Origin of the sequence: Aeromonas sp. L_1B5_3, from assembly GCF_963866575.1 — a bacterium.
Lineage (GTDB): Bacteria > Pseudomonadota > Gammaproteobacteria > Enterobacterales > Aeromonadaceae > Aeromonas > Aeromonas jandaei.
Genome location: NZ_CAWMDN010000118.1, coordinates 71,609 through 84,964, shown reverse-complemented (window position 1 = coordinate 84,964; position 13,356 = coordinate 71,609). Strand labels below are relative to the sequence as shown.

The 13,356-nt window shown below is 58.9% G+C and carries 11 protein-coding genes; all 11 read left to right on the top strand.

Annotated features, from left to right (window positions below):
* Nucleotides 1–4 precede the first annotated feature (4 nt).
* The 11 genes from AACR93_RS14145 (at nucleotide 5) to AACR93_RS14095 (ending at nucleotide 13,240) form a co-directional block, all read left to right on the top strand.
* Nucleotides 5–2,521 carry a DNA translocase FtsK gene (locus AACR93_RS14145; protein ID WP_043851076.1) on the top strand — a complete coding sequence of 839 codons (2,517 nt, stop codon included), beginning with the start codon at nucleotides 5–7 and terminating at the stop codon, nucleotides 2,519–2,521.
* Nucleotides 2,522–2,601: 80 nt separating this feature from the next.
* Nucleotides 2,602–3,210 carry an outer membrane lipoprotein chaperone LolA gene (gene lolA, locus AACR93_RS14140; protein ID WP_033115213.1) on the top strand — a complete coding sequence of 203 codons (609 nt, stop codon included), beginning with the start codon at nucleotides 2,602–2,604 and terminating at the stop codon, nucleotides 3,208–3,210.
* Nucleotides 3,210–4,547 (top strand): replication-associated recombination protein A, encoded by a 1,338-nt coding sequence (locus AACR93_RS14135; protein ID WP_043851075.1) that lies wholly within the window; start codon nucleotides 3,210–3,212, stop codon nucleotides 4,545–4,547. The genes lolA and AACR93_RS14135 overlap by 1 nt, the downstream gene beginning before the upstream one ends.
* 289 nt (nucleotides 4,548–4,836) lie before the next feature.
* Nucleotides 4,837–6,132, top strand: coding sequence for a serine--tRNA ligase (serS, locus tag AACR93_RS14130; RefSeq protein WP_017785405.1), 1,296 nt, complete (start codon nucleotides 4,837–4,839; stop codon nucleotides 6,130–6,132).
* Nucleotides 6,133–6,319: 187 nt separating this feature from the next.
* Complete coding sequence (locus AACR93_RS14125; RefSeq protein ID WP_033115174.1) at nucleotides 6,320–6,808, top strand: CvpA family protein; 489 nt, start codon at nucleotides 6,320–6,322, stop codon at nucleotides 6,806–6,808.
* Nucleotides 6,809–6,829: 21 nt separating this feature from the next.
* Nucleotides 6,830–8,350, top strand: a complete 1,521-nt coding sequence (gene purF / locus AACR93_RS14120; RefSeq protein WP_033115175.1) for an amidophosphoribosyltransferase — start codon at nucleotides 6,830–6,832, stop codon at nucleotides 8,348–8,350.
* Between the two features lie 195 nt (nucleotides 8,351–8,545).
* Entirely contained in the window at nucleotides 8,546–9,304 is a 759-nt protein-coding gene (miaE, locus tag AACR93_RS14115; RefSeq protein ID WP_043851074.1) for a tRNA isopentenyl-2-thiomethyl-A-37 hydroxylase MiaE, read from the top strand.
* 298 nt (nucleotides 9,305–9,602) lie between these two features.
* Nucleotides 9,603–10,247 (top strand): adenylate kinase, encoded by a 645-nt coding sequence (gene adk / locus AACR93_RS14110; RefSeq protein WP_043851073.1) that lies wholly within the window; start codon nucleotides 9,603–9,605, stop codon nucleotides 10,245–10,247.
* Between the two features lie 98 nt (nucleotides 10,248–10,345).
* Nucleotides 10,346–11,320, top strand: coding sequence for a ferrochelatase (gene hemH / locus AACR93_RS14105; RefSeq protein ID WP_043851072.1), 975 nt, complete (start codon nucleotides 10,346–10,348; stop codon nucleotides 11,318–11,320).
* A 34-nt stretch (nucleotides 11,321–11,354) separates the two neighbouring features.
* Nucleotides 11,355–11,747: an MAPEG family protein gene (locus AACR93_RS14100; RefSeq protein WP_043851071.1), complete on the top strand. Its 393-nt coding sequence runs from the start codon at nucleotides 11,355–11,357 to the stop codon at nucleotides 11,745–11,747.
* Nucleotides 11,748–11,935: 188 nt separating this feature from the next.
* Entirely contained in the window at nucleotides 11,936–13,240 is a 1,305-nt protein-coding gene (locus AACR93_RS14095) for an inosine/guanosine kinase (RefSeq protein WP_041207491.1), read from the top strand.
* Nucleotides 13,241–13,356 lie beyond the last annotated feature (116 nt).

The window sequence follows — 13,356 nt, the reverse complement described above, 5'->3', positions numbered from 1 at the left end:
GAGTTTGGCCGATAAAAAGCTGTTTACTCCTTTATCAGGTACACAACGGATCTTCGAAGCCGTCTTGATCGCCATCACCCTGATGGCCGCTTATCTTCTGCTTGCCCTGTTGTCCTATCATCCCGCCGATCCCGGTTGGTCCCAGACCTCGTGGGAAGGGGAGGTCAAGAACCTCGCCGGCAGCGCAGGCGCCTGGCTTGCCGATATCACCATGTTTACCTTTGGTGCCTTCTCCTATCTGGTTCCGCCGCTGGTGGTGCTGTTGGGCTGGAGTCTCTTCTGGCGGCCAAGCCGTCTGCTCGATGTGGATTACCTCACCCTCGGGGTGCGGATCATCGGCTTTATCCTGACCGTGCTCGGCATGTCGGCCATCGCCAGCATGAACTTCAATGATCTGCAGAACTTCTCCGCCGGTGGCCTGGTGGGGGATGTCATCGCCTCCGCTGTGGTACCGCTGTTTGGCGGGGTGGGTGCCAACCTGATGTTGCTCTGCTTCGTGGCGACCGGCATCACCCTGTTTACCGGTTGGTCTTGGCTCACCATCGTCGAGCGCATCGGTGCCGCCTGCACCGGCTCCGTCAGTGCCATCTACCACTTCCCGGGCACTCTGGGTCGCTGGTTGACCGGCGGCTGGCGTCAGCCTCGCGTTGAGGGACCGGATCCCCTGCTTGAAGGGGGCGTGGGCGCCATCGAACTCGATGAAGAGGATGAGGACGATCCCCACAGTAACTGGGGTCGCCGCGCCAAGGGCAAAAACCAGAAAGGCTCCAAGGAGGAGTGGTTGCCTGAACTGGACGATGACACCTTCGAGTTTGACCCGCAGTTTGATGATGAGGACGACGAACCCGCGCCAGTGGTCAAGGCCAAACGGCCAGCCCCTGCCAGCACTCGTCGCCAGAGCGCCCTTGCCGTCGCCGATGATGAGGACGACGAAGATCTCGACCTACCGTGGGCTGAGGGCGAGGATGCACCGGTTGCCCCAGTCGTCGCCATGCCGACCAAGCCCAAACGCCGCGTTCAGGCCAACCTGCCGCCGCTGCCGAGCCTTGAGCTGCTGGATCGTCCGCCTGCCAAGACCCAGATGATGAGCAAGGATGAGCTGGACCGGATGGGTCGTCTGGTGGAGGCCAAGCTTGCCGATTACAACGTGCAGGCCAAGGTGGTCGGCGTCTATCCGGGCCCGGTTATCACCCGTTTTGAACTGGATCTGGCGCCTGGCATGAAGGCGAGCAAGATCACCAACCTTTCGCGCGATCTGGCACGCTCTCTGTCGGCCAGCAGCGTGCGGGTGGTCGAGGTGATCCCGGGCAAAACCTATGTCGGTATCGAGCTGCCCAACCGGGTGCGCCAGACCGTCTACCTGCGCGAGACCCTCGACTGCGATGCGTTCCGCGATAGCCGCAACCCACTCACCATGGGCCTGGGTCAGGATATCGCCGGTGAGCCGGTGGTGGTGAACCTCGCCAAGATGCCGCACCTCCTGGTGGCCGGTACCACGGGTTCCGGTAAGTCGGTGGGGGTGAACACCATGATCATCTCCATGCTCTACAAATCTTCGCCGGACGATCTGCGCTTCATCATGATCGACCCCAAGATGCTGGAATTGTCGGTCTACGAAGGGATCCCGCACCTCCTGACCGAGGTAGTGACCGACATGAAGGATGCCGCCAACGCCCTGCGCTGGTGTGTGGGCGAGATGGAGCGTCGCTACAAACTGATGTCGGCGGTCGGGGTGCGCAACCTCAAGGGCTACAACGACAAAGTGCTGGCGGCTATCGAGGAGGGGGATCCCCTGCTGGATCCGCTGTGGCGTCCGGGCGACTCCATGGATCAGACGCCGCCGGAGCTGGAGAAGCTGCCCCATATCGTGGTGGTGGTGGACGAGTTTGCCGACATGATGATGATCGTCGGCAAGAAGGTGGAAGAGCTCATTGCCCGTATCGCCCAGAAAGCGCGGGCGGCCGGTATTCACCTTATCCTTGCGACCCAGCGTCCGTCGGTGGATGTCATCACCGGTCTTATCAAGGCCAACATCCCGACCCGTATCTCGTTCCAGGTGTCGAGCAAGATCGACTCCCGTACCATCATCGATCAGGGCGGCGCCGAATCTCTGCTCGGCATGGGTGACATGCTCTACATGCCGGCCGGTACTTCCAACCCGACCCGGGTGCACGGCGCCTTTGTCGATGACCACGAGGTACACAAGGTGGTGGCGGACTGGAAACTGCGCGGCGAGCCGAACTACATCGACGAGATCCTTTCCGGCGAATCTGGCGGTGAAGGTGGCAGCGGCGAATATGGCGGTAGTGACGATGAAGAGCTCGACCCCCTGTTTGACGAAGCGGTCGCCTTCGTGGTGGAGTCGCGCCGTGGCTCGACCTCCAGTGTGCAGCGCAAGTTCAAGATTGGTTACAACCGGGCAGCTCGTCTCATCGAGCAGATGGAAAATCAGGGCATTGTGAGCGCCCCGGGTGGCAACGGTCAGCGCGATGTGCTGGCGCCGCCGCCGGTGCGGGACTAAGGCCCACCCTTTTACTGTTATCCTGGCCATGCCCCTCACGGGCGTGGCCTTTTATCGAGATGGTCGTTATGAAAAGCATGATGAAAAAACAGCTGTTGATCGGATCCATGCTGCTGGTTGCCAGCAGCCAGGTGTGGGCTGACGCGGCCAGCGATCTCAAGCAGAAGCTGGCCAGTGTCAGCCTCTTCTCCGCCAAGTTTTCCCAGACTGTCTACGACAGCAAGGGCAAGGAGCTGCAGCGCGCCAGCGGCGATCTGGTGGTACAGCGTCCCAACCATTTCAACTGGCATACCACGGCGCCTGACGAGAGCCTGATCGTGGCCGATGGCAAGGATGTCTGGGTATATGACCCCTTCGTCGAGCAGGTGACCGCCCTTAAATTGAAGGATGCGGTGCTCAACACTCCCTTCGTGCTCATCACCGGCAATGACGACAAGCTGTGGAAGAACTATGACGTGACCCAGCAGGGTGATGTCTACACAGTCACCAGCCGTGATCCGAGCGAGCTTATCGCCTCCTTCCGCGTCACCTTCGATCGCGACAACAACATCAGCCGCTTCGATGTGAAAGAGGCACAGGGGCAGTGGACCGAATTTACCCTCAATAACTTCAACCGCAAGCCGGTGCTCAAGGGTAACGAATTTGTCTTCAAGATCCCGAAGGGGGTCGAGCTGGATGATCAGCGCTGATGAGCAATCTCTCGCTGGATTTCTCGTCGGACTTTCGTCCGCTGGCGGCCCGAATGCGGCCGCAAAACCTCGATCAGTACATAGGTCAGCAGCATATTCTGGGGCCTGACAAGCCCCTGCGCAAAGCGATCCTGGCGGGTCACTGCCACTCGATGATCCTGTGGGGACCACCCGGGACCGGCAAGACCACGTTGGCGGAGCTGATGGCTCACTACTGTCAGGCGGAAGTGGAGCGACTCTCGGCGGTGACCTCCGGCATCAAGGAGATCCGCGCCGCCATCGACAAGGCCAAAGAGAACAGCTGGCGCGGAGTGCGCACCATCCTCTTCGTGGATGAAGTACACCGTTTCAACAAGAGCCAGCAGGATGTGTTTCTGCCCCACATCGAAGATGGCACCATCACCTTCATCGGTGCTACTACCGAGAACCCTTCGTTCGAACTCAACAACGCGCTGCTCTCCCGGGCCCGGATCTATCTGCTCAAGCGACTGGAGGAGGAGGATATCCTCGCCATGATCGATCAGGCGATGCAGGATCCCCGCGGTCTCAATGATCCGGCCCTTGCCTTTGCCCCCGGCGTCAAGGAGGCACTGGCCAAGGCGGTAGATGGCGACGGGCGCAAGTCCCTCAACTATCTGGAGCTGCTGGCTGACATGGCCGAGCTCGATGGCAGCGGCCACAAGCTTATCGACAGCGCGCTGCTTGCCGCCGTGGCGGGGGAACATGTGGCCCGCTTCGACAAGGGGGGGGATCACTTCTACGACCTCATCTCGGCAGTACACAAATCCATTCGCGGCTCGGCGCCGGATGCGGCGCTTTACTGGTATGCCCGTATGGTGAGTGCCGGCTGCGATCCGCTCTATATTGCCCGCCGCTTGCTGGCGATTGCCTCGGAAGATGTGGGCAATGCCGATCCGCGTGCCATGCAGGTGGCGCTATCTGCCTGGGATTGTTTCCACCGCATCGGGCCGGCGGAAGGGGAGCGGGCCATCGCCCAGGCGATCGTCTACCTTGCCTGTGCGCCCAAGAGCAATGCGGTCTACACCGCCTGGAAGGCTGCGCTCAATGATGCCAAAAACCTGCCTGACTTCGAGGTGCCGGTGCACCTGCGTAACGCACCGACCCGGCTGATGAGCGATCTGGGCTATGGCGCCGAGTACCGTTACGCCCACGACGAACCGGGTGCTTATGCCGCAGGCGAGGAGTATTTCCCGCCCGAGCTTGCCGGCAAGCAGTACTATCAGCCGACTGATCGTGGCCTTGAAAAGCAGATCGGCCAGAAGCTCGATTATCTGCATGAGCTCGATCGACAGAGCCCGCAAAAACGGGGCCGATAGTCCCCCACTTTGGCCAGCAGAATGAAAATTGGTCAGACACCGGAATAATTGGGGTGTTTGACCCCACAAGTTGGCAAAAACGACCCAAATAGTCCCTGTTCGGGCAGGGGGGCGGTCTGCTACACTGCCCCTCTGACCCCGTTGGTTTCGGCCTGATACCATCTTCTTGATTTCGAAGGCCTGACTCTCAAAACGACGGGGGCGCCAACCGATGTTAACTTCCGGATCTGTTTTCCCGCCCGTCATGATGACTCAGGCCCAGATCCCTTTTACAAAAAGTAGGTAACCCATGCTGGATCCCAAATATCTGCGCAGCGACATCGACGAAGCTGCCGCTCGTCTGGCGACACGTGGCTACGCTCTTGACGTAGCGGCTGTCAATGCTCTGGAAGAGAAGCGCAAGGATCTGCAGTCCCGTACTCAGGAGCTGCAGGCCGAGCGCAACGCCCGCTCCAAGTCCATCGGTGAGGCTGCCCGTCGCGGTGAAGATGTTGCTCCGCTGAAGGCTGAAGTGACCAAGATCAACGACGAGCTGGAGACCAGCAAGGTTGAGCTGGATGCCCTGCTGGCGGAGCTGAAAACCATTGCCGATGCCATCCCCAACCTGCCGAGCGAAACCACCCCGGTTGGTCGTGACGAAAACGACAACGTGGAAGTGCGCCGCTGGGGTACCCCGCGTCACTTCGACTTCCCGGTACGCGATCACATCGATCTCGGTGAAGCGGCCAAGGGCGTAGATTTCAAAAACGGCGTCAAGCTCTCCGGTTCCCGTTTCGTGGTGATGAAGGGCCAGATTGCCCGTCTGCACCGCGCCCTGGCCCAGTTCATGCTGGATCTGCACACCCTGCAGCACGGTTACACCGAGTGCTACGTGCCTTATCTGGTCAATCCGGACAGCCTGTACGGTACCGGCCAGCTGCCGAAGTTCTCCCAGGATCTGTTCAATACCGGTATTGACGGCGAAGGGGAAGAAGAGGGCAAGGTGCGCAAGTTCTCCCTGATCCCGACTTCTGAAGTGCCGCTCACCAACATGGCTCGCGACGAGATCTTCGAAGAGCAGGAACTGCCGATCAAGATGACCGCTCACAGCCCGTGCTTCCGTTCCGAAGCGGGCTCTTACGGTCGTGATACCCGTGGCCTCATCCGTATGCACCAGTTCGACAAGGTCGAAATGGTGCAGCTGGTTCACCCGGAGAAATCCTGGGAAGCGCTGGAAGAGATGGTGGGTCATGCCGAGAAGGTGCTGCAACTGCTGGAGCTGCCGTATCGCGTGATGGCGCTCTCTACCGGTGACATGGGCTTCTGTGCAGCCAAGACCTACGATCTGGAAGTGTGGCTGCCGGCCCAGAACACCTACCGCGAGATCTCCTCTGTCTCCAACTGCACCGACTTCCAGGCGCGCCGCATGCAGGCTCGCGTGCGTGTCGATGGCAAGCCGCAGCTCATTCACACCCTGAATGGCTCCGGTCTGGCTGTAGGCCGTACTCTGGTCGCCGTGATCGAGAACTACCAGCAGGCGGATGGCCGTATCGCCATCCCGGCTGCGCTGCAATCCTACATGGGTGGCCTGACCCACATCGGGTAAGCGCTCGTTGCAGACGACAACGCCATGGCCATGCCATGGCGTTGTGCATTCTGGCGCCGGTCAACCGTTTTTATCGTGAATAAATCTGCGTTTCCGGCGCCTCTTTGAACATGTAACACAATTTTATCAAGCATTGCGCAATCGTTTTTGTTAGACTGCGCCGCAATTTCGCAGGACATCTTTTTCTATGGTCTGGATTGATTACGCCATCATCGGCATCGTCGGTTTTTCTGCACTCATCAGCCTGGTGCGCGGCTTCGTCAAAGAGGCCATGTCTCTCGTCACCTGGTTCGTTGCCTTCTTTATTGCCAGCCACTTCTATCCTGATCTCGCCGCCTATTTTACCTCTTTCTCCGATGCGCTGGTGCGCAACGGTCTGGCCATTGCGGCCCTGTTCGTGGCAACCCTGATCCTGGGCAGCGTGGTGAACTACGTGGTGGGTCTGCTGGTGGACAAGACGGGGCTCTCCGGTACCGATCGGGTGCTCGGGGTCTGCTTCGGCGCAATTCGCGGGGTACTGATCGTCAGTGCCCTGCTTTTTTTCATGGATACCTTCACCAGCCTCTCCCAGAGCGACTGGTGGGCGGCATCCAAGCTGGTGCCGGAGTTCAAGCCGGTGATCCAGTGGTTTTTCGGGTTCATGCTGAACTCTTCGAGTTTTCTTAAACAGGTATAGCGACTTCGAGGTAGCAAATACATGTGTGGTATTGTCGGTATAGTAGGCACCACTCCCGTCAATCAGGCCCTCTACGACGCCTTGACGGTGTTGCAGCACAGGGGACAGGATGCCGCCGGGATTGTGACCATTGACAGTGGGAACTTCCGGCAACGCAAGGCCAATGGCTTGGTCAAGGACGTGTTTGAAGTGCGCCACATGCAGCGCCTGCAAGGGAACATCGGCATCGGTCATGTCAGATATCCCACCGCAGGCAGCTCCAGTGCCGCAGAAGCCCAACCTTTTTATGTCAACTCTCCTTACGGGATCGTGCTTGCCCACAACGGCAACCTGACCAACGCCAAGGAGCTCAAGGAGCAACAGTTCCGTGTCGCGCGCCGTCACATCAACACCACTTCGGACTCCGAAGTGCTGCTGAACGTGCTGGCTCACGAGCTGGACCGCTGTGACAAGATGGCGCTGGCGCCCGCGGACATCTTCGCTGCGGTGCGCAAGACCCATCAGCAGATCCGCGGTGCCTATGCCGTGGTGGCGCTGGTGATAGGCCACGGCCTCATCGGGTTCCGTGATCCCAACGGCATTCGCCCGCTGGTCCTCGGCCGTCGTCAGGATGAGCAGGGGCAGGTGGAATACATGCTCGCCTCCGAGAGCGTGGCGCTCGATGCCATCGGTTTCGAGACGGTGCGTGACATCGCGCCGGGTGAGGCCATCTATATCACCGAGCAGGGCCAGCTCTTCTCCGAGCAGTGCGCGGAGAACCCGCAGATGAGCTCCTGCATCTTCGAATATGTCTATTTTGCCCGTCCCGATTCGTGCATCGACAAGGTGTCGGTCTACGCCGCCCGTCTCAATATGGGTCGCAAGCTGGGTCAGAAGATTGCACGCGAGTGGGAAGATCTCGATGTTGACGTGGTCATCCCCATCCCCGAGACCTCCTGCGACGTGGCGCTGGAGATCGCCCATACCCTGGATTTGCCATACCGTCAGGGTTTCGTGAAAAACCGCTATATCGGCCGCACCTTCATCATGCCGGGCCAGACCCAGCGCAAGAAGTCGGTACGCCGCAAGCTCAACGCCATCAGCTCCGAGTTCAAGGGCAAGAAGGTGTTGCTGGTGGATGACTCCATCGTTCGGGGTACCACCTCGGAGCAGATTATCCAGATGGCCCGTGAAGCAGGGGCTGCCAAGGTTTACTTTGCCTCGGCTGCGCCGGAAATTCGCTTCCCCAACGTTTATGGCATCGACATGCCCACCGCCAACGAGTTGATTGCCCACGGCCGCGAAGTGGAAGAGGTGTGCAAGCTTATTGGCGCTGACGGCCTCATCTTCCAGGATCTGGAAGATCTGGAAGCGGCGGTGCGGGAGATCAACCCCGAGCTGCGCCACTTCGAGACCTCGGTATTCAATGGCCACTATGTCACTTCCGATGTGGATCAATCCTACCTTGATCACCTCAATGCTCTGCGCAGCGACGACAGCAAGGCAGTGCGCGAGTGGCAGGAAGGGACCAGCAATCTGGAAATTTTTAACGAAGGCAGTTAAACGTTTTCCTTCTAACTGGTTTGCATAACGCAATGGGAGCCTTGGCTCCCATTGTTGTTTTTGCTGGGAGATGGCGAAAGGGGAGAGATGGCATCTGTTTGAAAAAACAGCGCTTATTTTGCCAGATATGGGCATGCAACGGTTGATCCGCTAGCATAGGGCCACTTTTCTCATACGCATTTAACGAGAGTTCAGATGGATGACCTGCTAGCCCCCGTGCGCCAGTTCTTGCAGTGCGAAACCCCTGACGAGTGGGTGGAAATGGCGCGGGATCCGGCCCGTTTGCCAACCCTGCTTATTGATCACGCCAACTGTGAAACCAAGGCGGCACTCACCGCCCACAGTCTGGTGCGTCGCTACTGCCTGCCCAAGGGCAAGCGTCATCTGCTGCCTAAACTGGAGTTCTATCGCGAGCTGGACGCTATCCCGGAGAAGGCCGAGATCCTGGGCAAGCGCACCATGGGCGAGTCTGATCGCTCGGTCTTTGCCGAGCTGGAGCGCAATCCGCTGCTGTTTCCCATGGTGCGCCTCATTCAGGAGGAGTTGCACCACTTCGAGCAGGTGCTGGAGATCATGCAGGCCCGCGGCATCGAATATGGTCCGGTCACCGCTTCTCGTTATGCCCGGCAACTGATGCAGCATGTGCGCACCCATGAGCCTGCCACCATCGTCGACAAGATGATCGTCGGTGCCTATATCGAGGCGCGCTCCTGCGAGCGTTTTGCCAAGCTGGCCCCCCATCTGGATGAGGAGCTGGGGCGCTTCTACGTCTCCCTGCTGCGCTCCGAGGCGCGCCACTATCAGGATTACCTCGCGCTGGCCGAGCAGTATGCGGGGGAGGATATCAGCGAGCGGGTTGCCTACTTTGGCAAGCTGGAAGCCGAGCTTATCTCGTCGCCAGACCCCCAGTTCCGGTTTCATAGCGGCCTCCCTGTCACATCTGACAGTTGTTGACGTACTGGGGGCCAACTACTATTGCGCTGTTCCTACTACGAGCGACAAGTAGTTACTTTTGAGCGCAATTCCCGGCTTTGAGCCGGGATTTTTTTATCCCTGCCGTCAGCTTGTTGTCAGCACTTCTGTTGAATTTTCACTCACTTTTCCCGTGTGCCTGCCAATTTGTGTGGCGTCGTGCCACCGTTTTTTATGGCGATAAAGTGGCCATTCAGGCGGCGCGAGCTTGTAGAAACGGGCGAAACCGTGTACTTTTTTGCCTTCGCAAGATTTGAATAACCAATCAATAGGAGCGTGTATGCGCATTGTTCTGTTGGGGGCTCCGGGCGCCGGCAAAGGTACCCAGGCTCAGTTCATCATGGAAAAACACGGTATTCCCCAGATCTCCACCGGCGACATGCTGCGTGCTGCGATCAAAGCGGGCACCGAGCTCGGTCTGAAGGCCAAAGCCGTGATGGACGCAGGTCAGCTGGTCTCTGACGACATCATCATCGGTCTGGTCAAGGAGCGCATCGCTCAGCCGGATTGTGCCAAAGGCTTCCTGTTGGACGGTTTCCCGCGCACTATTCCTCAGGCGCAAGCCATGAAGGATGCCGGCGTCAAGGTTGATTTCGTGCTGGAGTTCGATGTGCCGGACGAAGAGATCGTCAAGCGCATGAGCGGCCGTCGCGTTCATTCCGGTTCTGGCCGTACCTACCACGTGGTGTTCAACCCGCCGAAAGTGGAAGGCAAAGATGACGTGACTGGCGAAGATCTGGTGATCCGTGCCGACGACGAAGAGACCACAGTGCGTAAGCGTCTGGATGTATACCATCAGCAGACTGCTCCGCTCATCGGCTTCTATGGCAAAGAGGCGGAGGCGGGCAATACCCGTTACGTCAAGATCGATGGCACCCAGCCGGTTGATCTGGTCAGCAAGCAGCTTGCCACCATTCTGGGCTAAGCGTTACTGCCGGCACAGTCCCCTGGGCCATCAGGCAAATGATAAAAAGGGCCCAGCGGGCCCTTTTTTGCATCATGACAGATAGACAGGAAGCCAATGTGACCACGAAAACCGGAATCTTGCTGGTCAATCTGGGTACCCCAGCCGCCCCCACCACCGCCGCCGTCAAAGCGTTTCTCAGCCAGTTTCTGCACGATCCCCGGGTCGTCGATCTGCCACGCTACCTCTGGTGCCCGTTGCTCCACTTCATCATTCTGCCAACCCGCTCGCCCAAGGTGGCCAAGCTCTATCAGCAGGTGTGGACCGAGCAGGGTTCGCCACTGATGGTGATCAGTAAACAGCAGCGGGCAGCGCTCGAGCAGGAGCTCAAGCGTGAAGGGGTCGATGTACCGGTCGAGCTTGCCATGACCTATGGTTCTCCTTCGCTGGAGGAGGGGTGGCAGGCACTCAAGGCCAAGGGGGTCAACCGGGTGATCCTGTTGCCGCTCTATCCGCAATATTCGGTCAGTACCACGGCATCCGTGTTCGATGCCTGGGGTCGGGCGATGAAGCATGAGCGCAATCTGCCCGTGGTGCGGCTCATTCGCGATTACCATGCCCACCCCGAATACATTCAGGCGCTGGCGATGAGCGTGCGCCGTCACTGGGAGCAGCATGGCCGGGGTGAACATCTGTTGATGTCGTTTCACGGTATCCCCGAGCGCTACGAGCAGGAGGGCGATCCCTACGGTCATCAGTGCCGTCATACCGCGTCCCTGCTGGCCGATGCGCTCGGGCTGGAGGCGGGACAGTGGACCGCCAGTTTCCAGTCGCGCTTTGGCAAGGAGGAGTGGCTCAAGCCCTATACCGATGAGACGGTGGGCGGTATGCCTGCCCGAGGCATCAAGCGGCTCGATGTGATCTGCCCGGCCTTTGCCGCCGATTGCCTCGAAACGCTGGAGGAGATCCAGGTGCAGAACAAGGAGATCTTCCTGACTGCCGGTGGCGAGGAGTTTGGCTATATTCCGGCGCTCAACAGCGATCAGGCCCATATCAGGATGATGGTCTCGCTCATTTGCCGTGAATTGGCATGAGTGACCGACAGTCAGTTAAACAAGGAGTCGAGTCATGGTACATATCACGCTGATCTACGCAGGCTTGCTGGGGCTGCTGTTTCTGGGGCTCTCCGCCTGGGTGGTCAGACGCCGCGCCCAGTTCGGGGTGATGATAGGGCAGGGGGAGGCCCCTGAGTTGTTGGCGGCAATCCGGGCTCACGGCAACTTTGCCGAGTACGTACCGCTGACCCTGTTGCTGATGGCCCTGAGTGAAATGGCCGGTGCCAGCGCACTCTTGCTGCATGCCGGCGGCATCATGCTGCTGGTTGGTCGCGTACTGCATGCCATTGGCATCCAGATCCCGCGAGCACCCAATGTGCCCCGTTTCGTTGGCACCTTGTTGTTCTGGCTATCCCTCGGGCTGTTCTCCGGGTTGGCCCTTTTTCACGGCTTGCTCAATGGGTGAATCATCCCTCTGGATCGCGTGTCAAAAACCATCCGCTTTCGGGTGGTTTTTTTGTGGTTAAAGGGCAAACGTTTTTCCTCGCAACCCTTGTCTATACTGACTCCATTATTTAAACAGAGCGACTTTTCGGTGCGACAGATTGTGTTAAAATCCCGCCCCTCTTTCCCCCAGAGCACAAGAACATTGCCATGAAATTTCCCGGTCAGCGCAAGTCCAAACACTACTTTCCTGTGGATCGTCGTGATCCCCTCATCTCCCAGAGTGCGGTGCTTTCGGAGCGGGGCAAGGCCTATGTGGTCGGGATTGACCAGACGCTGGTCGACATCGAAGCCCATGTCGATCTGGCGTTTCTCGAGCGTTATGGCCTGAGCCGTGGCCACTCCATGCTCATCTCCGATGAAGTGGCCGAGCAGATCTACGACGAGCTCAAGAGCAACAACATGGTAGTGAGCGAATTTGCCGGCGGCACCATCGGCAACACCATGCACAACTACTCGGTGCTGGCTGATTCCCACTCCATCCTGCTTGGCGTCATGAGCCAGGATATCCGCATCGGCAGCTACGCCTATCGTTACCTCTGCAATACCTCCTCTCGCGTCAACCTCGACTACCTGCAGCCGGTAGACGGCCCGGTTGGTCGCTGCTTTACCTTCATCACCGAAGGGGGCGAGCGCAGCTTTGGCATCAACGCCGGCAAGATGGATCATCTGGATGTAGAGCACATCCCTGAAGAGATCATCAAGGAGTCCTCCGCTCTGGTCATCACGGCCTATCTGGTGCGCGGTGAAGATGGCACTCCCATGAAAGAGGCCGCCATGGCCGCTGTGCGTTATGCCCGAGAGGCCGGTGTGCCAGTGGTGCTTACCTTGGGTACCCGTTTCGTCATCGAGTCTGACCCCCAGTGGTGGCGTGACTTCATCAGCGAAAACGTCACCGTGCTCGCCATGAACGAGGAGGAGGGCGAGGCCCTGACCGGTTTCTCCGATCCGCTGGCCGCAGCCGACAAGGCGCTTGACTGGGCTGACATGGTGCTCTGTACCGCCGGTCCGGTGGGGCTCTATATGGCAGCCTACACCGAAGATGACTTCAAGCGCGAGACCACCTTGCCGCTGCTGCCCGGGGTTATTCCCGAGTTCAACATGTACGAGTTCAGCCGCCCCATGGCGCGCGCCAAGTGCCGCAAGCCGGTACGGATTTATTCTCATATCTCTCCCTACATGGGTGGGCCGGAGAAGATCAAGAACACCAACGGGGCAGGGGATGGCGCGCTTTCCGCCGTGCTGCACGACATGGTAGCCAACTCCTATCACCGGATGAATGTGCCCAACTCTGCCAAGCACATCTCCGAGTTCCTCACCTACTCTTCACTCTCTCAGGTGTGCAAGTACGCCAACCGGGTGAGTTATGAGGTGCTGGCCCAGAGCAGCCCGCGTCTCTCTCGCGGTCTGCCGGAGAAAGAGGACAGTCTGGAAGAGGTTTACTGGGAGCGTTGATCCCGAATTGTTGCAAAACACCGCCATTTGCAGACGTTTTGACGTGAAAAGGGGCCTTCAGGCCCCTTTTTTCCATCAATAACCCCAATATGCTTGAGTCCATGTCGCTTTTGCGA